Annotated in this window: 23 protein-coding genes; 17 read left to right on the top strand and 6 right to left on the bottom strand. The window is 46.6% G+C overall.

From position 1 onward, the window contains the following. Positions 1–55: 55 nt before the first annotated feature. A complete protein-coding gene (locus PG915_RS11410; protein WP_353496636.1) occupies positions 56–640 on the bottom strand; it encodes a Maf family protein in 585 nt (194 codons plus the stop codon). A 135-nt stretch (positions 641–775) separates the two neighbouring features. Between PG915_RS11410 and yceD the strand changes: the two genes are divergently transcribed. The 14 genes from yceD (at position 776) to ptsG (ending at position 13,273) form a co-directional block, all read left to right on the top strand. Further along, positions 776–1,303 carry a 23S rRNA accumulation protein YceD gene (yceD, locus tag PG915_RS11405; protein WP_353496635.1) on the top strand — a complete coding sequence of 176 codons (528 nt, stop codon included), beginning with the start codon at positions 776–778 and terminating at the stop codon, positions 1,301–1,303. 44 nt (positions 1,304–1,347) lie between these two features. Next, positions 1,348–1,518, top strand: coding sequence for a 50S ribosomal protein L32 (gene rpmF, locus PG915_RS11400; RefSeq protein WP_031493499.1), 171 nt, complete (start codon positions 1,348–1,350; stop codon positions 1,516–1,518). A 9-nt stretch (positions 1,519–1,527) separates the two neighbouring features. After that, a complete protein-coding gene (gene plsX, locus PG915_RS11395; protein WP_353496634.1) occupies positions 1,528–2,553 on the top strand; it encodes a phosphate acyltransferase PlsX in 1,026 nt (341 codons plus the stop codon). Between the two features lie 5 nt (positions 2,554–2,558). Beyond that, positions 2,559–3,509, top strand: coding sequence for a beta-ketoacyl-ACP synthase III (locus PG915_RS11390; RefSeq protein WP_112478343.1), 951 nt, complete (start codon positions 2,559–2,561; stop codon positions 3,507–3,509). Between the two features lie 57 nt (positions 3,510–3,566). Further along, positions 3,567–4,490 (top strand): ACP S-malonyltransferase, encoded by a 924-nt coding sequence (gene fabD, locus PG915_RS11385; RefSeq protein WP_353496633.1) that lies wholly within the window; start codon positions 3,567–3,569, stop codon positions 4,488–4,490. A 16-nt stretch (positions 4,491–4,506) separates the two neighbouring features. Further along, entirely contained in the window at positions 4,507–5,241 is a 735-nt protein-coding gene (fabG, locus tag PG915_RS11380) for a 3-oxoacyl-ACP reductase FabG (protein ID WP_353498714.1), read from the top strand. A 162-nt stretch (positions 5,242–5,403) separates the two neighbouring features. Then, on the top strand, positions 5,404–5,637 hold the full coding sequence (gene acpP, locus PG915_RS11375; RefSeq protein ID WP_004406112.1) for an acyl carrier protein: 234 nt from the start codon (positions 5,404–5,406) through the stop codon (positions 5,635–5,637). A gap of 95 nt (positions 5,638–5,732) precedes the next feature. Then, positions 5,733–6,974, top strand: a complete 1,242-nt coding sequence (gene fabF / locus PG915_RS11370; RefSeq protein ID WP_353496632.1) for a beta-ketoacyl-ACP synthase II — start codon at positions 5,733–5,735, stop codon at positions 6,972–6,974. Between the two features lie 83 nt (positions 6,975–7,057). Next, the gene (gene pabC, locus PG915_RS11365) at positions 7,058–7,864 is read left to right on the top strand and encodes an aminodeoxychorismate lyase (protein ID WP_353496631.1); all 807 of its coding nucleotides are present in this window, start codon (positions 7,058–7,060) and stop codon (positions 7,862–7,864) included. Further along, a complete protein-coding gene (gene mltG / locus PG915_RS11360) occupies positions 7,858–8,874 on the top strand; it encodes an endolytic transglycosylase MltG (RefSeq protein ID WP_353496630.1) in 1,017 nt (338 codons plus the stop codon). Before pabC ends, mltG begins: the two co-directional genes overlap by 7 nt. Continuing rightward, positions 8,871–9,521, top strand: coding sequence for a dTMP kinase (gene tmk / locus PG915_RS11355; protein WP_353496629.1), 651 nt, complete (start codon positions 8,871–8,873; stop codon positions 9,519–9,521). The genes mltG and tmk overlap by 4 nt, the downstream gene beginning before the upstream one ends. 8 nt (positions 9,522–9,529) lie before the next feature. Next, positions 9,530–10,483 (top strand): DNA polymerase III subunit delta', encoded by a 954-nt coding sequence (holB, locus tag PG915_RS11350; protein WP_353496628.1) that lies wholly within the window; start codon positions 9,530–9,532, stop codon positions 10,481–10,483. 133 nt (positions 10,484–10,616) lie between these two features. Then, positions 10,617–11,384 carry a TatD family hydrolase gene (locus tag PG915_RS11345; protein ID WP_353496627.1) on the top strand — a complete coding sequence of 256 codons (768 nt, stop codon included), beginning with the start codon at positions 10,617–10,619 and terminating at the stop codon, positions 11,382–11,384. 455 nt (positions 11,385–11,839) lie between these two features. After that, entirely contained in the window at positions 11,840–13,273 is a 1,434-nt protein-coding gene (gene ptsG, locus PG915_RS11340) for a PTS glucose transporter subunit IIBC (protein WP_353496626.1), read from the top strand. 98 nt (positions 13,274–13,371) lie between these two features. Here ptsG and PG915_RS11335 read toward each other — a convergent pair whose 3' ends face one another. The 4 genes from PG915_RS11335 to PG915_RS11320 form a co-directional block, all read right to left on the bottom strand. After that, positions 13,372–13,923, bottom strand: a complete 552-nt coding sequence (locus PG915_RS11335) for a GNAT family N-acetyltransferase (protein ID WP_353498713.1) — start codon at positions 13,921–13,923, stop codon at positions 13,372–13,374. Positions 13,924–14,055: 132 nt separating this feature from the next. Next, the gene (locus PG915_RS11330; protein WP_353496625.1) at positions 14,056–14,856 is read right to left on the bottom strand and encodes a peptidoglycan binding protein CsiV; all 801 of its coding nucleotides are present in this window, start codon (positions 14,854–14,856) and stop codon (positions 14,056–14,058) included. Positions 14,857–14,980: 124 nt separating this feature from the next. Continuing rightward, a complete protein-coding gene (mfd, locus tag PG915_RS11325; RefSeq protein WP_353496624.1) occupies positions 14,981–18,436 on the bottom strand; it encodes a transcription-repair coupling factor in 3,456 nt (1,151 codons plus the stop codon). Positions 18,437–18,442: 6 nt separating this feature from the next. Beyond that, complete coding sequence (locus PG915_RS11320) at positions 18,443–19,012, bottom strand: PilZ domain-containing protein (RefSeq protein WP_353496623.1); 570 nt, start codon at positions 19,010–19,012, stop codon at positions 18,443–18,445. A 176-nt stretch (positions 19,013–19,188) separates the two neighbouring features. Here PG915_RS11320 and lolC point away from each other — a divergent pair, with 176 nt between their 5' ends. From lolC to lolE, 3 genes are read left to right on the top strand one after another with little or no spacing between them, the layout of a single operon-like run. Then, on the top strand, positions 19,189–20,397 hold the full coding sequence (gene lolC / locus PG915_RS11315; protein ID WP_353496622.1) for a lipoprotein-releasing ABC transporter permease subunit LolC: 1,209 nt from the start codon (positions 19,189–19,191) through the stop codon (positions 20,395–20,397). Continuing rightward, complete coding sequence (gene lolD, locus PG915_RS11310) at positions 20,390–21,097, top strand: lipoprotein-releasing ABC transporter ATP-binding protein LolD (protein ID WP_353496621.1); 708 nt, start codon at positions 20,390–20,392, stop codon at positions 21,095–21,097. The genes lolC and lolD overlap by 8 nt, the downstream gene beginning before the upstream one ends. Before the next feature lie 13 nt (positions 21,098–21,110). After that, positions 21,111–22,349: a lipoprotein-releasing ABC transporter permease subunit LolE gene (lolE, locus tag PG915_RS11305; protein ID WP_353496620.1), complete on the top strand. Its 1,239-nt coding sequence runs from the start codon at positions 21,111–21,113 to the stop codon at positions 22,347–22,349. A gap of 224 nt (positions 22,350–22,573) precedes the next feature. On the opposite strand, the gene PG915_RS11300 is transcribed toward lolE, so the two are convergent. Next, the gene (locus PG915_RS11300; RefSeq protein ID WP_353496619.1) at positions 22,574–23,083 is read right to left on the bottom strand and encodes a DUF2062 domain-containing protein; all 510 of its coding nucleotides are present in this window, start codon (positions 23,081–23,083) and stop codon (positions 22,574–22,576) included. Positions 23,084–23,091: the final 8 nt, after the last annotated feature.

The following is a 23,091-nucleotide window of genomic DNA, read 5'->3' as shown; positions in this document are numbered from 1 at the left end:
AGCGAAGCCGAGTTGGCTTCGCTTTTTTGAACTCTTAGAAAGAATAGCGCTGAAACTAGCCTAAAGGTGAGAGCCCGTGTTTATCGAGCATAGTTACTAGATCGATTAAAGGCAGACCCACTAATGTGTTTGGATCCTTTCCTTCCAATGTACTAAATAGGCTAATGCCAAGTCCTTCACTTTTGAAACTGCCGGCACAGTAATAGGGCTGCTCGAGATCAACGTAGCGCTCAATCTGCGCTTGGTTTAGCGTTCTAAAGGTAACATCGAAGGTATCGACGGTGACGTCACACTCATTTGTGTTGGTGTTGACGACAGCGAGGCCTGTATAGAATCGAATGGTTTTGCCACTCTGCTGGCTAAGCTGAGCAATAGCTGTTTCGCGATCAAGAGGCTTACCAATAATTTGGCCGTTGATAACACAAACTTGGTCACTGCCGATAACAAGCGCGTCGGGCTCATTTTGCAGTGCACGTGCTTTTTGTTCTGCTAGTCGTTGAACCAGCTGCGTAGCTGACTCATCAGAATGGACGGTTTCATCAACTTGTGGGGCGATGGCCTCAAAGGGTAGACCTAACTTCGCCAATAGCTCGGCACGATAAGGAGAAGTTGAGGCTAAAATGAGTCTTATGGATTTCATTTTCGGTTCAGTTTTTCTATTATAATTGCAGTTTCTAGACATATTGATAGATTCTTAATCTGTAGGCAAAAAAAGTACAACTTTTTCGCCTTTTTCTTTGACTAAATCCGTTTTGGAAGATAATATTCGCGCCCTATGCAAAAGGTAAAAATACCGCGAAGTGTTGACCCGGGTAAGACGGCACAAAAAAGACTCGACTATGATGGCATCATCCAAGTCAGCCTTTTTAAGCGTTTGCACGAGTCAGTTAGTAGCGTAAAACGCGATGCTGAAGTGACATTGTCCTTTGGGCATGATGAACAGCGACTTGTTGTTATCTCTGGTAAAGCTAACATCGAAGTTGATTTGGAATGTCAGCGTTGTAATGAGATTTTCACACACTTGTGTGAAGTCCAATTCACTTATACTCCTTATTATAGTGAGAAGAGTGAAGAGGAAGCACCGGAAGATTATGATTTGGTAGATCTTAATGAGTACGGTGAGGTTGATCTCATACAACTAGTTGAAGACGAGTTCATCTTAAACCTGCCTCAAGTCGCAATGCACGATATAGCAGACTGTAGCGTTGACTCAAACAACATGGTGTTTGGAGATATTCCGGAAGAGATTCCAGAAGAAAAGCCAAATCCATTTGATGTTTTAAAGAGCTTAAAGCGTGAGTAACTAAAGTTACTGACGTTTAAATTACTAACATAGGAGTAGGGTCCATGGCCGTACAAAAAAGCAAGAAGTCACGTTCTATGCGTGGCATGCGTCGTTCACATGATGCGCTAACTTCAGCTGCACTATCTGTAGACGCAACTTCAGGTGAAACTCACCTACGTCACAATGTGACTGCTGACGGTTACTACCGTGGCAAAAAGGTTATCAACAAGTAAGGTTGACCTTTGCATAATATAACCGTTGCACTTGATGCAATGGGCGGGGACTTCGGTCCTTCCGTAACAGTGCCTGCCGCCGTGCAGGCACTGTCGCATTTCCCAGAGCTAAAAGTGGTGCTTGTTGGCGACACGCCGTCAATAAACACGCAACTCAAACATTTAGGTTACCAACGCAGCCCTCGCCTTGAGGTGATGCATAGTGACCGAGTCATTTCGAATTCCGAAAAGCCTTCCTTCGCCTTAAGAAACAGTCACGATACGTCGATGCGTATTGCCTTGGATTTAGTTGAATCTGAGCACGCTGACGCATGTGTTAGTGGCGGAAATACTGGCGCATTGATGGCGTTGTCACGATATCGTCTCAAACTTCTCCCAGGCATTGATAGACCCGCTTTAGTTACGGCACTGCCAACCCAATCCGGTGCAAAAACCTGGATGCTCGACTTGGGCGCAAACGCGTCGGTTGATGCAGACTCTCTATTTCAGTTCGCTGTCATGGGTAGTGCACTTGCACAGCAACATTTGGGACGCTGCCCTCGCGTTGCCATTCTCAATATTGGTGCCGAAGAAATTAAGGGTAATGATTTGGTCAAACGTTGCTCAGAAATGCTGACACAATGCCCATCCATTAACTATATTGGATTCGTTGAGGGTAATGAGTTATTGAGCGACTGTGCTGATGTTATCGTTTGCGATGGATTTGTTGGTAATACCACATTGAAAGCGTGCGAAGGAACTGCGCAGTTTGTTTTGGACAAACTTAAAGCGAAGTTGGCTACGTCAACCATCAAAGGATGGATAGCCAGATTACTGTTTTCTGACATGTTAAGTGAAGTAAAAGCACTGAACCCCGACCAGTATAACGGAGCAAGTTTGTTAGGATTGCGCGGCATTGTCATAAAAAGCCACGGAAGCGCTGATATTTCGGCGCTTGTTAATGCAATAGGCGAAGCGGTTCACGAGGTTAAGCGCCAAGTGCCAAACCAAATAAGCGATCGTCTAGAAGCAGTGTTACTCGAGAGGCAGTATTAGTCTTCATGTATAGCAAAATTTTAGGTACGGGCAGCTACCTGCCATCTCAGATCCGCACCAATGCCGATCTAGAGAAAATGGTAGACACGACAGATGAATGGATTGTCACTCGCACAGGCATTAAAGAGCGTCGCATTGCCGCCGAAGACGAAACCGTCGCGGATATGGGCTATGAAGCGTCGCTAAAAGCGATTGAAATGGCAGGTATCGATAAAAACGATATCGATCTGATCATTGTTGCAACGACAAGTAGCAGCCACGCGTTTCCGTCGTCTGCATGTCAAGTTCAAGCAAAACTTGGTATTCAAGGTTGTCCTGCATTCGATATGGCGGCAGCATGTACTGGTTTTGTTTATGCGTTATCAGTTGCCGATCAGCATATCCGCTCTGGTATGTGTAAAAACGTATTGGTGATCGGTTCAGATTGTCTATCAAAAACTGTTGAAGAGATTGATCGCTCTACTATTATTTTGTTTGGCGATGCTGCAGGCGCCGTGGTTCTTGGTGCAAGCGAAGAACCAGGAATTATCTCGACACATCTTTATGCAGATGGCCGTTTTGGCGATTTGCTTAGCCTTGAAATGCCAGTTCGTGGTGGTGAGCTAGATAAATGGCTCAACATGTCAGGCAACGAAGTCTTTAAGGTAGCGGTAACCCAGCTATCTAAATTGGTGAAAGACACACTAGCAGCCAATGGGATGAGTAAAGAAGATCTCGATTGGCTAGTGCCTCATCAAGCGAACTATCGCATTATTGCCGCAACAGCGAAGAAACTTGGTATGTCGATGGATCAAGTCGTATTGACACTTGATCGTCACGGTAATACGTCAGCCGCTACGGTACCGACTGCACTCGATGAAGCAGTGCGTGATGGCCGAATTAAGCGTGGACAAAACCTGTTATTAGAAGCGTTTGGTGGTGGGTTTACTTGGGGTTCGGCGCTCGTTCGCTTCTAACTCTGCCCAAACCAAACGGTATAAAAGTCATAGATTGCGTTGTTTAAGGAAATAACGATGAGTAATTTTGCAATCGTGTTCCCAGGTCAGGGTTCACAAACAATTGGCATGCTTGCAGAGCTTGGCGAGCAACATGAGATCGTGAAAGCGACATTTGCAGAAGCATCAGATGCACTAGGTTACGACCTTTGGGTATTGGTTCAAAATGGATCTGCTGAAGATCTTAATCAGACACATCGTACACAGCCAGCGTTGCTAGCTTCCTCTGTCGCTATCTGGCGTGTATGGCAAGAGCAAGGCCTTGCTCAGCCAGTGCTCGTCGCAGGCCACAGCTTAGGTGAATACTCTGCACTAGTTTGTGCAGGTGTGATTGACTTCAAAGAAGCCATTAAGCTTGTTCAGCTGCGCGGTCAGCTAATGCAAGAAGCCGTACCAGCTGGTGTTGGCGCTATGTACGCGATCATCGGTCTAGATGATGAATCTATTGCTAAAGCGTGTGAAGAAGCAGCGCAAGGTGAAGTGGTTTCTCCAGTAAACTTCAATTCACCTGGTCAAGTCGTGATTGCCGGTAACAAAGCGGCAGTTGAGCGTGCTGGTGTATTGTGTAAAGAAGCGGGTGCGAAACGTGCACTTCCTCTTCCTGTGTCGGTACCTTCTCACTGTGCGCTGATGAAGCCAGCAGCAGAGAAGCTAGCCGTTGCTCTAGAGGCGATTGAATTCAACGCACCATCTGTTCCAGTTATCAATAACGTTGATGTGGCAGCAGAGACTGATCCTGCAAAAATTAAAGACGCACTTGTACGTCAGCTACACAGCCCAGTTCGCTGGACTGAAGGTGTAGAGAAGATGAGCGAGCAAGGTGTAGAGAAACTGCTAGAATTTGGCCCAGGTAAGGTTCTAACGGGTCTAACTAAGCGTATCGTTAAGACATTAAGTGCTGCAGCAGTAAACGACGCTGCGTCACTTGAAGCTGCAAAATAAAAGGAATCCAATAATGATGAACCTTGAAGGCAAAATTGCCCTAGTAACAGGTGCAAGCCGTGGTATTGGTCGCTCAATCGCTGAGCTACTTGTAGAGCGCGGTGCAAAGGTAATTGGTACAGCTACGTCAGAGAACGGCGCAGCAGCAATCAGTGAATATCTAGGTGATAACGGTAAGGGTCTAGCTCTTAACGTGACAGATACCGACTCAATCGAAGCTGTTCTAAAGCAAATTAACGAAGAATTCGGTGCTATCGACATTCTGGTTAACAATGCAGGCATCACTCGTGACAACCTTCTAATGCGTATGAAGGACGATGAGTGGACGGATATCATGGACACGAACCTTACGTCTATCTTCCGCCTATCTAAAGCGGTACTGCGTGGCATGATGAAGAAACGTCAAGGCCGTATTATCAACGTAGGCTCTGTTGTGGGCACTATGGGTAACGCAGGTCAAACAAACTACGCAGCAGCAAAAGCAGGCGTTATCGGCTTTACCAAGTCTATGGCACGTGAAGTAGCTTCACGTGGTGTAACAGTCAACACAGTTGCACCTGGTTTTATTGAAACAGACATGACAAAAGCACTGAATGATGAGCAACGAGCTGCTACACTAGCGAACGTGCCTGCTGGCCGTTTAGGTGACCCTCGTGAAATCGCTTCGGCTGTTGCATTTCTTGCATCGCCAGAAGCGGCTTACATCACAGGTGAGACTCTTCACGTAAATGGTGGCATGTACATGGTTTGATCTGTGCAACATTTGTGCATGATTTAAGTCAAAAATGTGCTGAATTTCGGTTAAATTCGCTAAAATTGTGGTTTGACCAGCAAGGACCCCCTTGCAACTTTCAACAGTTCGAATAAACTACGGAAACATCGCATAGAGCGAAATCTGTAAAGGAAAATTAAAATGAGCAACATCGAAGAACGCGTAAAGAAAATCATTGTTGAACAGCTAGGTGTAGACGAAGCAGAAGTTAAAAACGAAGCTTCTTTCGTTGACGATCTAGGTGCTGACTCTCTAGACACAGTTGAGCTAGTAATGGCTCTAGAAGAGGAATTCGACACTGAGATTCCTGATGAAGAAGCTGAGAAGATCACTACTGTTCAAGCTGCTATCGACTACGTAAACAGCGCTCAGTAATATCTCTTTCTAGGCGGCCACCATGGCCGCCTGTGTTTTTTTTAAACGTCTTCTATCCTTTCAAATAGAATCACAAATATCCCGGAGAAAAAATCGTGTCCAAGCGTCGTGTTGTTGTCACTGGCATGGGTATGTTGTCACCGGTAGGCAACACCGTAGAATCTTCATGGAAAGCCCTTCTTGAGGGCAAGAGTGGTATCGTAAATATTGAACATTTCGATACAACCGATTTCTCAACTCGTTTCGCAGGCTTAGTTAAAGACTTTGACGGCAGTGAGTACGTGTCTAAAAAAGATGCCAAGAAAATGGATTTGTTTATCCAATACGGCATTGTGGCAGGTATGCACGCTCTTAAAGATTCTGGTCTAGACGTCACGCCAGATAACCAACACCGTATCGGTGTTGCGATCGGTTCTGGTATTGGCGGTCTTGATCTCATCGAAGCGGGTCATCAAGCGTTGGTATCGAAAGGCCCTCGTCGCGTAAGTCCTTTCTTTGTCCCTTCGACTATTGTAAACATGGTTGCTGGTCAACTTTCTATTCTCGCTGGGTTACGTGGTCCTAACATTGCCATCTCAACAGCTTGTACTACTGGCTTACACAACATTGGTCATGCGGCTCGTATGATCGCATACGGTGACGCTGAAGCTATGGTTGCAGGCGGTTCTGAGAAAGCGTCTACACCTCTTGGTATGGCAGGTTTTGGTGCTGCGAAAGCTCTGTCAACTCGTAATGACGAACCTCAGAAAGCATCTCGTCCTTGGGATGTGGATCGTGACGGCTTTGTACTTGGTGATGGTGCTGGAGTGATCGTACTTGAAGAGTACGAACACGCTAAAGCGCGCGGTGCTAAGATCTATGCTGAGCTTGTTGGTTTCGGTATGAGCGGTGACGCTTATCACATGACATCTCCAAGCGAAGATGGTTCTGGTGGCGCACTAGCAATGGAAGCGGCACTTCGTGATGCAGGCCTTACTGGCGCGCAAATCGGTTATGTAAACGCACACGGTACGTCAACACCTGCGGGTGACGTAGCTGAAATCAAAGGCATTAAACGTGCACTTGGTGAAGAAGGCTCGAAGAAAGTATTGGTATCGTCTACAAAATCGATGACAGGTCACCTTCTTGGTGCTGCAGGCTCAGCTGAAGCAATTATCACAATCATGTCTTTGGTTGACCAAATCGTGCCACCAACGATTAACCTCGATAATCCAGACCCAGAGTGCGATGTGGATCTAGTACCACATACAGCACGTAAAGTGGAAATGGAATACGCATTGTGTAACTCGTTCGGTTTTGGCGGTACAAACGGCTCACTAATCTTCAAAAAGATGTAATATCTACTCGTTGAGATAAGAGACTTGTATTTAAACGGCTTGATGCTTAGCATTGAGCCGTTTTGTTATTTTAAGGGAACAGTATGCATTGGCGTGATGGTCAGCCTATCGAAAGGATTTCGGTAAGTGACAGAAGTTTTCAATACGGTGACGGCTGCTTTACAACGATCTTGACGCGAGATGGCAAACTTCAACTGTGGGCGCAGCACGTGAAGCGTATGGAACAGGCGTTCGAAGCATTGCGTATTGAACCCATGGATTGGCACGCTTTGCGTGACGATATTGAAAGCCTAGCTCTGCCCGATGCCCAAGCAGGCATCAAGCTACACGTAAGTCGAGGAGAAGGTGGTCGAGGCTACAGTGCCAAGGTCAACCATGGCCCTTTCGTAACGGTAAGCTGCTTTGAATATCCGGAAAAATATAACGAACTTCGACAAAATGGCGTCGAAATGACGGTTTCAGACGTTGTGTTGGGGCACAGTCCATTATTGGCCGGTTTGAAACACAATAACCGACTCGAACAAATTCTAGCGAAATCCAATGTAGAAGATGCGGGCTATCTAGATGGCATCGTCCTCGATTTGGAGGCCAATGTCATAGAAACCACAATGGCGAATCTGTTTTGGGTTAAGTCTCAGCAACTGTTTACTGCTGATCTTTCGCTTGCGGGTGTTTCCGGCGTTATGCGTGAACAAGTGCTTGAAGCGATGAGCTCACTTGGCTACTCAGTGACCGTGGGTCAGTTTCGTCTCGAGACGGTTCTAGATGCCGATGAGGTTTTCGTTACCAATTGTATTCTAGGGGTTGCGCCCGTCATAAAAATTAGGGAAGTTGAGTTTGTCAAAGGCTCACTAACAAAACAGATCCAGGAGAAGTTAAGTCTGTGCTAAAGAAGTTTGTATTACTCGTCATCGTGCTATGTGCGATAGCCGCTGGCGGCTTTGTATATGTGAAGAACAGTGTTGAAACATTTATCACTCAACCGCTCAATATAGAACAGCCTGAGTTGGTGACTGTTCAGCGTGGGAATAGTCTCAATACGATAATAGGTAAATTCGTCACCAACCAATGGATAAAGCCAACAGATTTTGAGCCATTGATCCGTCGTTTTCACCCTGAGCTTACCAAGATTAAAGTTGGAACATTTGAGCTTAGACCGGGCATGAGTTTCGAACAGGCGATAAGCGAAATCATCCATGGTCAAGAGTATCAACTCGCTATTACCTTTATCGAAGGCTCAACGTTTAAAGAATGGCGCCAGCAATTTACAACTGCTGAGCATTTAAAGCATGCGACAGAGGAAATGACAGAGGCTGAAATTGCCAAGGCTCTGGGTATTGAACATGAAAAGCTTGAAGGCTTGTTCCTTGCAGAAACGTATCATTATTCGGTTGGTGATAGCGATCTAGATATCTTAAAACGTGCTAACAGTAAGCTTGAAAAAATACTCAACGCGAGCTGGGAGCAGAAACAAGAGAAACTGCCGTTAAATAATCAGTACGAAGCCTTAATTTTAGCCTCAATCATTGAAAAAGAGACCTCTGTTCCGTCTGAACGTGAACGTGTCGCATCAGTGTTTGTGAACCGCTTGAACAAAGGTATGCGCCTTCAAACTGACCCAACTGTAATTTACGGCATGGGCGATAGATATGATGGTAATATTCGTAAGAAAGATCTTCGTGAGCGCACGCCTTATAATACCTATGTTATCAATGGGCTGCCACCAACACCGATTGCAATGCCAGGCAAAGCATCTATCATGGCGGCAGTGAATCCAGAAGACAGCAACTATCTCTATTTTGTTGCTAGTGGCACTGGCGGCCATGTGTTTTCTAAGAACTTACGCGACCACAATCGTGCGGTCCAACAGTATTTAAAACAGTTAAGAAGTCGAAAATGAACCAAGGTAAATTCATTCCTCAAGGTAAATTCATAGTTATTGAGGGTCTGGAAGGCGCAGGTAAAAGCTCTGCGATTAATGTTCTTCGTGAAGAGCTCGACGCTGCCGGTATTGAGCACATAGAGAACACCCGTGAGCCAGGCGGTACTTTGTTGGCAGAGAAAATGCGTGCCTTGGTTAAAGAAGAACAGCCAGGTGAAGCGCTGCAAGATCGCTCAGAGCTTCTATTGATGTATGCTGCTCGTATTCAGCTTGTAGAAACCGTGATTAAGCCAGCGCTGCAAAAGGGCGCTTGGGTGATAGGGGATCGTCATGATCTGTCATCGCAGGCGTATCAGGGCGGCGGTCGTCAAATTGATGCCGATATTATGTCGTCGTTAAAGCAGATCGCGCTTGGTAGCTTTAAGCCAGACTTTACTTTGTATTTAGACATTGAGCCACGTCTCGGTCTTGAGCGTGCTCGTGGCCGTGGTGAATTGGATCGCATTGAAAAAATGGACATTAGCTTTTTTGAGCGCACTCGCGAACGATACTTGAATTTAGCGAGTGAGGATTCGAGCATTGTGACTATTGATGCCAGCCAAGATATCGATTCGGTTCAAGCGGATATTCGCCAAGCGGTTAAAGTTTGGTTAGCACAGCAATAGGAAAGGTTATGTACGCGTATCCTTGGCACACGACCACTTGGCAGCAACTTAAGTCCAACTTAGAACGAGCTCACATCTCGGGGGCGATGCTATTACAGGCTAAACCGGGTCTTGCACCTCAAGCATTGATTGATCGCTATGTTAGCGGGCTGATGTGCGAGAATGATGCGTCTGAGCCGTGTGGATTTTGTCATGCCTGTAGCTTAATCCGTTCAGAATCACATCCTGACGTGCATATGGTGCTGCCTGAGAAGGATAAAAAGACGCTTTCTGTTGAACAAATTCGCCAAGCTAATAAGTGGGCACTAGAGTCCTCCCAATTTGGGGGCTACCGAGTGATTGTGATTCCACAAGCAGAGCGTATGAATGCCTCTGCAGCTAATGCTTTGTTAAAAACGCTCGAAGAGCCATCAAGCTCCTGTGTGTTTATTCTGTCAACGGACAACGCACAACGTTTGCTGCCGACGATAAGAAGTCGTTGTGAGGCTTGGCCAATTGCTGCTCCGACACAGCAAGCTGCTTGTGAGTGGGTGAGTCAGCAACTTAATAAAGACGTATCACCTCAGGCTGCCTACCTCTGTCAGAGCGAGCCTTTAGTGATGAAGGCTTTTATAGAGCAAGGTCATGAGAAAGTCTTTAATAGTCTGCTTGAGTCCTTTATCCAAGTCGTGATTAGTGGTCAAACGGACGTGTCGTCATTGATGACGAGCTTAGTAAAGAGCGATGTGGCTGTCGACGTTCAGCTTTCTTGGCTTTGGCTCGTGTTGGTGAGTGCGCAAAAACAGGCGCTTGGTGTAACCGATGACACGACAATATCAGAGGCGAAGCGGTTAGCGGCACATTTCGACTATCAAACCTTGTTTCAACAGGCGGAGGCTCTCGCTGAGCTAAAGCAGCAGCTGTCGATCTCTAGTGGCCTCAATACTGAACTCTTGATGACGAACTGGTTATACCGTTTTTAGTTGCTTAATTTTCGTCTCGTTCTAACCTTACACACGGTCTTGGTCTACCCTATGGGTTAGGCCAAACCGATTGTCTAACTCCATACCAGCTCCGTATTCCTCAAATTTTTCATAGTTAATTAAGTAAATTATTATGTTTGTAGATTCACATTGTCATCTTGATAAGCTCAACTACGACGAGCTACACGATGGTATTCAAGACGTACTGAATAAAGCCAAAGCAGCGAACGTCGAACAGCTCTTATCCGTAGGTGTTACGCTAGATTCTTTTCCAGCGATGATGGAGCTTATCAAGCCATACCCGCAAATTATGGCATCTTGTGGCGTTCATCCTCTGGACGTAGAAAGTAATTTTTCGCTAGAACAATTTAAACGTTATGTGGCTGACGAACGTGTTGTGGCTGTTGGTGAAACTGGGCTGGACTATCACTACCAACCAGACACAGCAGAGCTTCAGAAACGTCGCTTTGAGCAGCAAGTTGACGTTGCGGTTGACGTGAATAAACCGCTCATCATTCATACTCGCAACGCACGTCAAGACACTCTTGATATACTAAAAAATGGTCATGCAGAGCGTTGTGGTGGCGTGATCCATTGCTTTACTGAGGACTTGCCTTTCGCGAAAGCGGCTATGGAGCTGGGCTTTTATATCTCGATTTCAGGTATTGTTACCTTCAGACAAGCAAAAGAACTCAAAGAAGTCGTGAAACAATTACCGTTAGAACGCCTGCTTATTGAGACGGACTCTCCGTATCTTGCGCCTATTCCGCACCGCGGAAAAGAGAACCAACCAGCGTATGTTGTCGAAGTTGCAGCCTATATCGCGCAGCTCAAAGGGGTGTCATTGTCTGAGGTCGCTGAAAAAACCAGCAAAAATTACCGCGATCTTTTTTTGAGCTAGGAAATAACAACTTTGACACATGTGGTTACTAAGGGCGCAATTTGCGCCTTTTTTGTCGAAAAAAATTGAAAAGTTCAAATAAATTTAATGTTAACGATTTCTGTTGAGAAAAAAGAGGTGATTCTGCACAAACTGTAATTATGTTACGTAAAATAACTTAGAAGCCTATTTTATTCACTCAGTGAAATTAATTGATATAATTATAATTCCTTTACATTTCAATTATTTAAGGCGCCTGAAAACCATTACACAAGGTGATTCGAAACGTGATCTATGCGTAGTTTTGAAACTAAATTTCGTAAGTGTGTAGAAACCTTGAGTGCCATCAAGATATATTTAGAGGCAGAAAATATAATTCGAATCGTGGTTACATTTTCTATGGGTGCTAACATTTAGGCTACGGGGGTGTGCCGTTAGAGCCCATAAATACTAATAACTTTATCAGGAGCATAAACATGTTTAAGAACCTTTTTGCTAACCTGCAAAAAGTTGGTAAGTCTCTGATGCTGCCAGTATCGGTACTACCAGTTGCAGGTATTCTTCTTGGGGTAGGTGCTGCCAACCTTGGCTTCATTCCAGAAGTAGTTTCTAACCTTATGGAACAAGCTGGTGGCTCAGTATTCGGCCAAATGGCATTGCTATTCGCTGTAGGTGTAGCACTTGGCTTTACTAACAACGACGGTGTTGCAGGTCTAGCTGCTATCGTTGGTTACGGCATCATGACTGCAACGCTAAGCGTTATGGCTGGTGTTATGGGCGTTGAGAAAATCGATACAGGTGTACTAGGTGGTATCCTTGTCGGTGGTGTGGCTGCTTGGGCATTCAACCGTTTCTTCAAAATCCAACTTCCAGAGTACCTTGGCTTCTTCGCTGGTAAGCGTGCTGTGCCAATCATCACTGGTTTCACTGCGATTGCACTAGGTATCATCCTATCTATCGTATGGCCACCAATCGGTGCTGCTATCGGTGCATTCTCTCACTGGGCTGCAGAGCAAAACCCACAACTAGCATTCGGTATCTACGGTGTTGTTGAGCGTTCTCTAATCCCATTCGGTCTACACCACGTTTGGAACGTACCGTTCTTCTTCGAAGCAGGTACTTGTGTTAACGCTGCAGGCGAAACTCAAAACGGCGTACTAACTTGTTACCTAGTTGCAGACGAAGCGTCTCGTGCTGCTGGTAATGGCTTCGGTCAGCTAGCGGGTGGTTACATGTTCAAGATGTTCGGTCTACCAGCTGCTGCAATCGCTATTGCACACTGTGCTAAGCCTGAGAACCGCGCTAAAGTTATGGGTATCATGGCTTCTGCTGCTCTAACATCGTTCCTAACAGGTATCACTGAGCCAATCGAATTCTCGTTCCTATTCGTAGCTCCATTACTATACGGAATCCACGCTCTACTAGCTGGTTCTGCATACGTTGTTGCAAACACTCTAGGTTTTGTACACGGTACTTCATTCTCACACGGTCTAATTGACTTCCTAGTTCTGTCTGGTAACTCTCAGAAACTTGGTCTAATGATTGGTGTTGGTCTAGTATACGCAGCAATCTACTACTTCGTATTCCGCACAGTAATCACTGCAATGGACCTTAAGACTCCAGGCCGTGAAGACGAAACTGAAGAAGCTGGTGTAGAAGTTTCTGGTAACGAAATGGCTGGTGAACTAGTTGCAGCGTTCGGCGGTAAAGCGAACATCACAGGTCTAGATGCATGTATCACACGTCTACGTGTTGCTGTAGCAGACACTGAAATCGTTGACCAAGACAAGCTTAAGCAACTTGGTGCTGCAGGTGTAGTTGTAGTATCTGGTGGTGTTCAAGCTATCTTCGGTACCAAGTCTGACAACCTGAAAACAGACATGGATGAGTGGATTCGCAACCACGGCTAATCAGCTCAATCCAAAATGAACGAAAAAAGGAAGCGTAAGCTTCCTTTTTTTTTGTTTCGAATCTGACCCGTTAGATAAGATGCTAATTGAAGTTGGCTCTATACCCTGCGCGTGTTTGGTGTAATCGAGTAGACCATTCCTGCTTTCGGCTTGCCGTTAAAGATGTAGCGATTCTGCGCGACACATTCGAAGGTTGCCCCCAAACGCTCTGCAAGATGGTGACTAGGCGAGTTGTCCGGGTCACAGACAATCTCTAAGCGCGTTAGGAGTAGGTGAGCAAAGGCAAATTCAATAATCGCATCCATCGCCTCCAGGGCGTAGCCTTGGTGCTGCGCCGAATCCTTAAGCCAGTAGCCTAGGCTTCCCATGTTGAAGGTATGATAAAACTCATTGAATGCGGCCATACCGAGAAACTCGTCACTATCGCGACTAAACAGTGCAAAGCCAAATGCCGACGCTTTTACCCAATTGAGCCGCGTGGCACTAATAAACTCCAATGCTTCTTCTTCGGTGTAATTGGAGTGGCACCAATCAATCCACTGATGAAGTGACGGTGAGGTTTGGATCGCGTTTGCAAACTGCGGTACATGGTCTGGTGTTAGCAGACGTAAGCATAAGCGCTTGGTGTATATGGTGTAATTGACGTTCATAGCCAAAGTATAAACGTTTATGCGAGTGAGTTCACAGCTCTATTGGCTTTTTGAGAGTTGGGGAAATGAAATAAAAAAAGACTCGCAATGCGAGTCTTTAGAAGAGAGTGTATCTAGAAGATTGTGTATCGACTAGTTTTGAACACGTCGTACTTGAATGATCATTCCCATTAATGGGTGATCGAGATAGTGAGTTTCACTACTGCGCATACGACGTTTCTGATCCAGGCGATAGTCTTTCAAGAAGGTCAATGTTTCACGTTGTGGCTCAATGGCTTCGAGATTACCAGCGATAACATTACTGTCTGGCTGCGCGGCATCGGTGGTTGTTTCTGTGTTTGTAATTTCTATTGGAGCTTCGTTTAATGGTGCTTCAACAACTACTTGTTTGGTACTTGGTGATTTAAGGTCAAGTTGCGCCTCTGCATAGAGGTAGTGCTGAACATAAATCTGCAGTTTTCCATCAAGCTCATACAGTGGTTTATCGATGGCTTGCTCAGTTACGCCTTCAACGGGTGATGATGTGTTGCTTAGGCTGCCTTTTTCAGAGCCGTCAGAGTAAAACTCAGTGGAGTAGTCTTTACCTGCTCGAAGATGGAAGATAGGTGCAGAGCCTTTACCATTGTCGCCTTGGCGCCAGGCTTTATGAAGCAATACAGTGTAACCCGCATGATTCTTAAGCTTATTGGCTTCTTCGTTTAACTGAAAAGAGGCTGTCGGCAACACGGTGACATTTTTTGACGCGCGATAACTCGCATCGTTAAGAGAGCCGGCGCGACTAAAGTCAATGTCTGCCACATCGTTTGGCCATGACTCATTCACTTTTTCAGGATTGATGGCGCGCTTAAAAACGATCACTTCTATGTCAAATTGTCTCTGTGCCAAGCTTGGCATAGAGACCAATAGGAGTAGCAGTGGGATCAGTTTTTTCATTGTTTCTCCATTGATGGCCACTGTCGGTGAGTGGGATCCAGTATATCAATTAATACAAAGTGTTGCCGAAACAATTTGTGCCATTCATCAGCTTTATGTTTCGGCAAGGCTCTACTTGTGTCGTTTAGGCCGGTAGTCGATTGGCTTCAAACTCATCAAGCATGCTGTTTAAGTAGTTCAAGCGCTTACGGCGATCGGTCAATGACTCCATAAACTTAAACTTGGTTGGCCCTTCCATCGCAAACTTGGTCGGTTGAGCTTGCAGTAGTTTAACTAAGAAGGCTGGGTTAATGTCAGCGTCTGGATAAAACTCAATATAGCCGCCTTTCTCATGCGCTTCTACTTTCTTCACTTTCAGCGACCCGCCACGAAGCTTCATTTTGGCAACTTCCAGTAGGTGTTTCGCTGCATCAGGAAGTAGACCAAAGCGGTCGATAAGCTCGACCTTAAGTTCGTTAAGTTGATCTTCATTGCCCACACTCGCAATGCGTTTATACATCGACAAGCGGGTGTTAATGTCTGGAATGTAATCGTCTGGGAGTAGCGCAGGGATCCGCAGCTCAACTTCGGTTTGCTCACGCAGCAGATCGTCTAGCGAAGGCTCTCGACCTTCTTTAAGCGCTTCAACTGCCTGTTCAAGCATTTCCATATACAGTGAGAAGCCAACAGACTGAATTTGGCCACTTTGTTCATCACCCAGTAATTCACCCGCACCACGTATTTCTAAATCGTGTGTGGCAAGCGTGAAACCAGCGCCCAAGTCTTCGAGTGAAGCGATAGCATCTAAACGCTTGATAGCATCCTTGGTCATGGCTTTAGGATGCGGAGTGAGCATATATGCATAAGCTTGGTGGTGCGAACGACCCACACGGCCACGAAGTTGGTGCAGCTGCGCAAGACCCAAGTTATCGGCTCTATCCATAATGATGGTGTTAGCCGTTGGAACATCGATGCCAGTTTCTATAATGGTGGTACACACTAGCAAATTGAACCGCTGATGATAAAAGTCGTTCATCACGCGCTCTAGTTCGCGTTCCCGCATTTGACCGTGAGCGACCGTGACGCGGGCTTCTGGAACCAGTTTTTCAAGATCAGCGGCCACTTTCTCGATGGTTTCTACTTGGTTGTGTAGGAAGTAGACTTGACCACCACGCATGATCTCACGAAGAATCGCTTCCCTAACCACGCTATCTTCGCTTTGACGTACAAACGTTTTAATCGCAAGTCGTCTGGCTGGTGGTGTAGCGATGATAGACAAGTCTCGCATACCACTCATGGCCATATTCAACGTTCTTGGAATAGGGGTTGCAGTCAGCGTCAGAATATCGACATCCGCTCGCATCGCTTTTACTTTCTCTTTCTGACGAACACCAAAGCGGTGTTCTTCGTCAACGATCAGCAGACCTAAATCTTTGAATCGAATATCACTGGACAGCAGCTTGTGGGTACCCACCACGATATCGACTTTGCCATCTGCGACATCTTGTAGAATCGCTTTTTGCTCTTTGGCCGACTTAAAGCGCGAGAGTACTTCCACTCGGATTGGCAGGTTGGCAAAGCGATCGCGGAAGTTCTCAAAGTGTTGCTGAGCGAGTAGGGTAGTCGGGACTAAAACCGCAACCTGTTTGCCATTGTCCGTGGAGACAAAGGCTGCTCGCATGGCGACTTCTGTTTTACCAAAACCTACGTCACCACAAACTAGGCGATCCATCGCTTTTGGTTGGCACATGTCCGACATGACCGCATTTATCGCCTGAGCTTGATCGTCCGTTTCTTCGAATGGGAAACCAGCTTTAAAGGTAGCGTATTGGTCACGGTCTAGCTTGAATTTGTAGCCAGGCTTGAGTTCACGTTTGGCATAGACATCAAGCAGTTCTGCGGCTACGTCACGGACTTTTTCTGCCGCTTTACGGCGCGCTTTCGCCCAAGCCTCGCCACCAAGTTTGTGCAGCGGTGCGGACTCTTCTGCGCCGCCAGAATAGCGACCAATAAGGTTAAGTGACGCAACAGGTACGTAGAGCTTGGCGTCGTTTTGATACTCAAGCGTTACGTATTCTGTGGTCATGCCGCCGGCTTCAAGCGTCTGTAAACCGACATAGCGGCCAATACCGTGGTCGATGTGTACCACAGGTTGTCCTGGTTTTAGCTCGGCGAGGTTTCGAATTACCGTGTCGCTGTTTATGGAGCGTTTTTCTTTCTTGCGGCGTTGGATAACACGGTCACCCAACATGTCACTTTCACAGATAAGTGCAAAGCTGTCTTGGTAGCGAAATCCATGCTCGCATTGGCCGATGATCAGAGTGAAGCGTTCATTACTGGCAAGGGCTTCAGACAGATTGCTCTGCTCAACTGGGCGAAGCTTAATGCGATGCAGTAGCTCAAGTAGTGCTTCTCGACGACCTTCAGATTCGACCGAAAAGACAATATTGCCGCTAAACTGCTCGGTGAATTGACGGATCTGCGCCATCGGCTCTTTAAGCTGATGCTGCACTGTAATGTCTGGTAGCGCCTCAACAGGGGCGTTGTTGCGTCCTGCTTTCTCTTTGATCGCATCCGTATGGTATTGCAGCTGTGGATACTGCTTAAGGCGGCTAAAGAACTCATCTTTTTCTAGCCATAGCTCTGTGGGTGCTAGCAATGGTCGAAGTGGGTCGACTTTACGCTGCTCGTAACGGCTATCGACATCGGCAAGGAAATTATCGACGGCGGTTTCTACTTCTCCCACCATGATGACCTGTGCGTCATCACTGACATAATCAAATAAGGTTTCCGTGTGATCAAAAAATAGCGGTTGCCAATATTCGATACCCGCAGGCCAAGTCCCTTTCGTGACTTGCATGTAGATGGATTCAGGTTCTCGTCTGGCATCAAACTGCTGACGCCAACGAGTTCGAAACTCTTCGATGGCCTCTTTGGTGGTCGGAAATTCGTGCGCTGGGAGTAGGCGGATCTCTGAAATGTCCTCAATTGAGCGCTGATTTTCAGGATCAAAGGTGCGAATAGTGTCGATTTCATCATCGAAAAAATCGATGCGATACGGTGCAGAACTGCCCATTGGGTAGAGATCTAAAATCGATCCGCGGCTAGCGTATTCACCTGGTCCAAACACTTGGTCAACATGACGATAGCCTGAGTTTTCTAGCTGTACTCTGAGCTTATCGAGAGAGAACAGATCGCCCGTTTTCACCATCAAGGTGTGCTGCATCAGATAGTCGCGTGGGCTTTGGCGCTGTAGCAAGGTGCTCACGGGCACTATGGTGATGCCGTTGGCTTGTTGCGGCAGGGCGTACAGTCTGGCGATACGATCGGAGATGATATCTTGATGCGGCGAGAAATTGTCATAAGGCAGTGTTTCCCAATCCGGGAAAAGAGCAACATCTCCCGGGTAGAACTGCTCTAACTCACCTTGAAGTTTCAGCGCCAACTGCGGATCCGGCACTACCAGTAAGGTGTGCTGGTTATGGGCTAACGCGTGTTCACCGATAGATAGCGCCAGTGCGCCACCAATCAGATTTCCGAGATGTTTTTTATCACCTTTGCCTTGCGGGGCATTCAGTGGAAGTAGTGGAGAATGACTCATAATGGATTAATTGTTTTCTCTATCTAATGAGCGCTGACGAAGCAGTTTTTGTTGCTGATGTAAGGCTGCCTTAATAAGAAGGTCTTGATGCTCTTCCAAAATACGAACAAAGGAAAGCGTGATGAGGAAACCGTCGTCTTGCGGCTCTACTTGAGTAACTTCAGCATAACAATAGACGCCAGAAGGCGGATGATCTAAAAACAGTTTCAGTTTGGCGTATTGTCCAACCTGCAAGGCGTCGCTATTAACGTAGCTTAACTGGCTGGCGCCAAAGCTTTTGGTGATATAACGGAGCTCCGGCTCGTCTTGCTGTGCGATCATGTAGTTGAGCAGCAAATTGAGCTTGCTATTTTGTTGTTCAAGCAGCTCTGCGACATGTTTCATATTGTGCTGGTTAAGCTCATGCTGAGCGGCATCCGTTTTTTGATCAAGCTGGCTGAACTCGCTTGACGCGACGAATGAAGGCGGGATCTCCGCGATATAGTCCGTTAATTCAGGAAGCTGTGAGCCAATAGCGAGTGGTTCAATGTTTGCTTTCAGCGGTCCGTTTACGGTAAAGAAGTCGTTGTGCTGCATAGTTTTTCCCTAAATCAACATCTGTTAATTATCTCTGTGTATCCGTGAGTTATCAAGAAAACGGCCGATGAATTCGGCAAAAGTCGGTAATTTAAAAGGAAAATGACATCCAGGGCTACAACCCTGACAGTTTTCTGGTTACATTAGCTAGTAGTTATCTTTCTATGGCGAACACTATGTTTCACCCCTTGCCAATTTTTATTGGGTTGCGTTATCTCAGAGGCCGTTCCGGCGACCGATTCAGTCGATTTGTCTCTTACATGTCTACCGCAGGTATCACGATTGGTGTGTTATCTCTGGTAACGGTGTTGTCGGTGATGAATGGCTTTGAAGCCCAGCTTAAAGGCCGGATTTTGGGCGTCTTGCCACAGGCGGTCATCAGTCACGACTGTGGCCGAATTTCTATCGATGAAGAGCCCGTTGAATTGCTCTCTCAATACGGCAGCAGTCAATCTGCTGTCCCTATTGTTCGAAGTGAAGCGGTATTACAAAGTCACCAAGGACTTGCTGCAGCAATGATGATCGGTATTGAGCCTGACAGTGATGACCCGATTCGCTCTCGCATCGTCAGTGGCAGTTTGGAAAGGCTAAGCGCAGGCAAGTATCAAGTGTTGCTTGGTCATAGCTTAGCGCGTGAGCTAGACGTTCGTGTGGGTGATAAAGTTCGTTTAATGGTTACGAGCGCCAGCCAGTACACACCATTAGGCCGGATCCCAAGTCAGCGTATGTTTACTGTTGCTGGACTCTATAGTACGGGCTCTGATGTAGATAGCCAACTCGTGGTTACCCATATTGCCGACGCCGGCAAGCTCATGCGTTACAAAGCGGGTCAGGCCAGTGGCTGGCGACTGTTCTTTGACGACCCGTTTATTGTTTCGGAGCTGAGTAGTCAGCCGCTTCCAGAGGACTGGCGTTGGAGTGATTGGCGTGAGCAAAGAGGCGAGTTGTTCCAAGCTGTGCGCATGGAAAAGAACATGATGGGGCTAATGCTTGGACTCATTATTGGTGTCGCTGCATTCAATATTATCTCTGCGCTTATTATGGTGGTGATGGAGAAGCAGTCTGAGGTGGCTATCCTGAAAACGCAAGGGATGAGTGACCGACAGGTGCTGGCTATCTTTATGGTTCAAGGCGCGAGCAGTGGCGTCGTGGGAGCCGTCGTTGGTGGCCTACTGGGCGTGTTACTTGCCACGAATCTCAATAGCCTCTTAGATGCGATGGGCGTCGCCCTGTTTAGTTTTGGTGGTCAATTGCCAGTGGTGATTAACCCATATCAAATTATTGTTGTTGTGGTTGGCGCAGTGTTGCTCAGCTTAGTCGCAACCTTATTTCCTTCTTATCGAGCATCGTCAGTAAAACCCGCAGAGGCCCTTAGATATGAGTAATCCATTAATCGCGTGTCGTAATATTCGTAAAACTTACCACGACGGCGCAGTTGATACGGAAGTGCTAAAAGGGGTGAGCTTCGACATTGAAAAAGGTGAGTTGGTGTCGATTATTGGTTCGTCTGGCTCGGGTAAATCGACCCTATTGCATGTGTTAGGTGCGCTCGATGAAGCAAGCGAAGGAAGTGTAGAGTTTCTCGGTCAGTCTTTGCTTGATATGGGGGGTAACCAGCAAGCCAAATTACGCAACCAACACTTGGGCTTTGTGTATCAATTCCATCATCTTCTGAGTGACTTTACAGCTGTCGAAAATGTGGCGATGCCGCTACTGATTGGTGGTGTTAAGGTGAGTCAGGCACATCAAGAAGCGAGCGATCTTTTGGAGCGTGTGGGGCTTGGACATCGATTAAAACATCGTCCTTCTGAGCTATCTGGTGGTGAGCGTCAACGTGTTGCTATTGCCAGGGCTTTGGTGAACAAGCCAGACTTGGTGCTGGCTGATGAGCCGACGGGTAACTTAGACTATGCAACAGCGCTGTCGATTTATGACCTGATGCGCACCTTGAATCGAGAGTATGGTACGGCATTTTTGGTGGTCACACATGATAATGAACTGGCCGCTAAAATGGACAAACAGTTGCACATGCAAGACGGCCTTCTGGTCGACGCAGTAACAAATGCTGCGACAGTTGGCGCATAGATAAGGAGCAGTCGTGTCATTATCGTTTTTTATAGGTAAACGCTTTAGTAAGGCCAAGCAGCGCAACAAAATGGTATCGTTTATTTCCATGTCATCCATCGTTGGAATTGCTGTGGGGGTTGCGGTCATTGTTATTGGTCTATCAGCGATGAACGGCTTTGAGCGAGAGCTTAAAAACCGAGTGCTGTCGGTTATTGCCCATGGTGAGTTTGAAGGTGTCAACGCGCCCATTAGTGGCTGGCAAAATGTCGTTGACGCGTCGCTCAGTCACTCGCGGGTCGAAGGGGCTGCGCCTTATGTGCGTTTAACGGCGCTGGTGGAAAAAGGCGCTCAGCTAAAAGCGGTAGAGCTCAGGGGCGTATCGCCGGAGCTTGAGAGTCAAGTCTCGACACTGCCAAGCTTTGTTTCGCAAGCCGCGTGGGCTGAATTCAAAGCGGGTGAACAGCAAGTCATTTTAGGTCAAGGTGTTGCGCAGCAAGTGGGCGTGGATGTCGGAGACTATGTGACATTAATGATCCCAACCAGTGGCGATGCTAGCAAAGTACAATCACCAAGACGTGTCCGAGTAAAAGCAACCGGATTACTGGAGCTCAACGGTCAGATTGACCATAGCTTGGCTATCGTGCCTTTAGAAGATGCACAAAGTTATGCGCGACTGGGTGACAGAGTCACTGGTGTATCAATAAAAGTGGATAACGTGTTTGATGCGCCATTGGTAGTACGTGAAGTCGGCAATACACTGAACGAGTATGTGTATCTTCGTAGTTGGAAACAAAAGTATGGCTTCTTGTATCGTGACATTCAGTTAGTTAGAACCATTATGTACCTTGTGATGGTTCTGGTTATTGGGGTTGCGTGTTTTAACATTGTATCGACGCTCATGATGGCGGTGAAAGATCGAGCCTCTGAAATTGCGATTCTGCGCACCATGGGTGCGACGGACGGTTTGATCAAACGAATCTTTGTCTGGCAGGGCGTATTTTCCGGAGTGGTGGGGAGTGTTGTCGGTGGCATCGTCGGCAGTGTTGTTGCGCTTAATTTAACGCCAATTATTTCCTCTTTGGAGAATCTGCTTGGTCACAAGTTCCTATCTGGGGATATTTACTTTGTTGACTTTTTGCCATCACAACTGGTTTGGAATGACGTGTTACTGGTAGCGGGTACTGCAACTTTGCTCAGCCTTATCGCGACGTGGTATCCGGCGACGAAAGCCAGCCAACTCAATCCGGCTACGGTACTCAGTGCTAAGTAGTTGTCTCAAGCGGAAGGTGAGTTTATCACTGACTTGTTTTTATCACAGACTGAAACACAAAAAGGACCACATAATGTGGTCCTTTTTCATTGCCATCTGTTTTTCGTTACATTTTGTCTTTAGTGACTATTTGTCTGTAGTTACTGTCTGACTTGTCAGTTTCAACGATACTTTGTCTGGCTCACAGAGTCAGTGAGATTCGTTGTACTTGGAGAGCTATCCAATTAACGTGTTGAGCGCTGTTGCCAACTGCGTACAACTGAATAGCGCCAAAGACCTCGAATACCGAAATAACCAGCAAGTGCACTAACGACACCACAAATCGTGCAGCCGAGTAGGAATGGAGGTCCAATGGTTGCCATTTGTTCTGAGAGGTACTGCCACGATAATTCGAAGTGGAACGGCTGTGGCGGTGTATTCATGCAGAATGCGCCAACTTTATATGCGAAGTAGAACAGCACCGGCATTGTCACGGGGTTACTGATCCAAACGAGAGCAACAGAAAGAGGTAAGTTCACCCCAAATAGAATCGCAAGGCCGGCAGCCATGATCATTTGACTTGGTAGTGGTACAAACGCCATAAACAGGCCAACCGCAAACGCGCCAGCCGCAGAGCGACGGTTTAGGCACCATAAGTTCGGGTTGTAGAGGACATTGCCGAACACTTTCAATGCCTTTTGTTTTTTGATCATCTCGTGATCAGGCATGAAACGTTTAATAAACTTTCTTGGCATAGGAAAAC

This window comes from Vibrio sp. CB1-14, assembly GCF_040412085.2.
GTDB classification, from domain to species: Bacteria; Pseudomonadota; Gammaproteobacteria; order Enterobacterales; family Vibrionaceae; genus Vibrio; species Vibrio chaetopteri.
The sequence above is the reverse complement of the archived record's forward strand: the minus strand, read 5'-3'. Positions and strand labels throughout refer to the sequence as shown.

What these genes read in the sequence shown, in the direction of transcription:
- PG915_RS11410 (WP_353496636.1), bottom strand. Translation starts at nt 640, where the DNA reads ATGAAATCCATAAGACTCATTTTAGCCTCAACTTCTCCTTATCGTGCC.
- yceD (WP_353496635.1), top strand. Translation starts at nt 776, where the DNA reads ATGCAAAAGGTAAAAATACCGCGAAGTGTTGACCCGGGTAAGACGGCA.
- rpmF (WP_031493499.1), top strand. Translation starts at nt 1,348, where the DNA reads ATGGCCGTACAAAAAAGCAAGAAGTCACGTTCTATGCGTGGCATGCGT.
- PG915_RS11390 (WP_112478343.1), top strand. Translation starts at nt 2,559, where the DNA reads ATGTATAGCAAAATTTTAGGTACGGGCAGCTACCTGCCATCTCAGATC.
- fabD (WP_353496633.1), top strand. Translation starts at nt 3,567, where the DNA reads ATGAGTAATTTTGCAATCGTGTTCCCAGGTCAGGGTTCACAAACAATT.
- fabG (WP_353498714.1), top strand. Translation starts at nt 4,507, where the DNA reads ATGAACCTTGAAGGCAAAATTGCCCTAGTAACAGGTGCAAGCCGTGGT.
- acpP (WP_004406112.1), top strand. Translation starts at nt 5,404, where the DNA reads ATGAGCAACATCGAAGAACGCGTAAAGAAAATCATTGTTGAACAGCTA.
- pabC (WP_353496631.1), top strand. Translation starts at nt 7,058, where the DNA reads ATGCATTGGCGTGATGGTCAGCCTATCGAAAGGATTTCGGTAAGTGAC.
- tmk (WP_353496629.1), top strand. Translation starts at nt 8,871, where the DNA reads ATGAACCAAGGTAAATTCATTCCTCAAGGTAAATTCATAGTTATTGAG.
- holB (WP_353496628.1), top strand. Translation starts at nt 9,530, where the DNA reads ATGTACGCGTATCCTTGGCACACGACCACTTGGCAGCAACTTAAGTCC.
- PG915_RS11345 (WP_353496627.1), top strand. Translation starts at nt 10,617, where the DNA reads ATGTTTGTAGATTCACATTGTCATCTTGATAAGCTCAACTACGACGAG.
- ptsG (WP_353496626.1), top strand. Translation starts at nt 11,840, where the DNA reads ATGTTTAAGAACCTTTTTGCTAACCTGCAAAAAGTTGGTAAGTCTCTG.
- PG915_RS11335 (WP_353498713.1), bottom strand. Translation starts at nt 13,923, where the DNA reads ATGAACGTCAATTACACCATATACACCAAGCGCTTATGCTTACGTCTG.
- PG915_RS11330 (WP_353496625.1), bottom strand. Translation starts at nt 14,856, where the DNA reads ATGAAAAAACTGATCCCACTGCTACTCCTATTGGTCTCTATGCCAAGC.
- mfd (WP_353496624.1), bottom strand. Translation starts at nt 18,436, where the DNA reads ATGAGTCATTCTCCACTACTTCCACTGAATGCCCCGCAAGGCAAAGGT.
- PG915_RS11320 (WP_353496623.1), bottom strand. Translation starts at nt 19,012, where the DNA reads ATGCAGCACAACGACTTCTTTACCGTAAACGGACCGCTGAAAGCAAAC.
- lolC (WP_353496622.1), top strand. Translation starts at nt 19,189, where the DNA reads ATGTTTCACCCCTTGCCAATTTTTATTGGGTTGCGTTATCTCAGAGGC.
- lolD (WP_353496621.1), top strand. Translation starts at nt 20,390, where the DNA reads ATGAGTAATCCATTAATCGCGTGTCGTAATATTCGTAAAACTTACCAC.
- PG915_RS11300 (WP_353496619.1), bottom strand. Translation starts at nt 23,083, where the DNA reads ATGCCAAGAAAGTTTATTAAACGTTTCATGCCTGATCACGAGATGATC.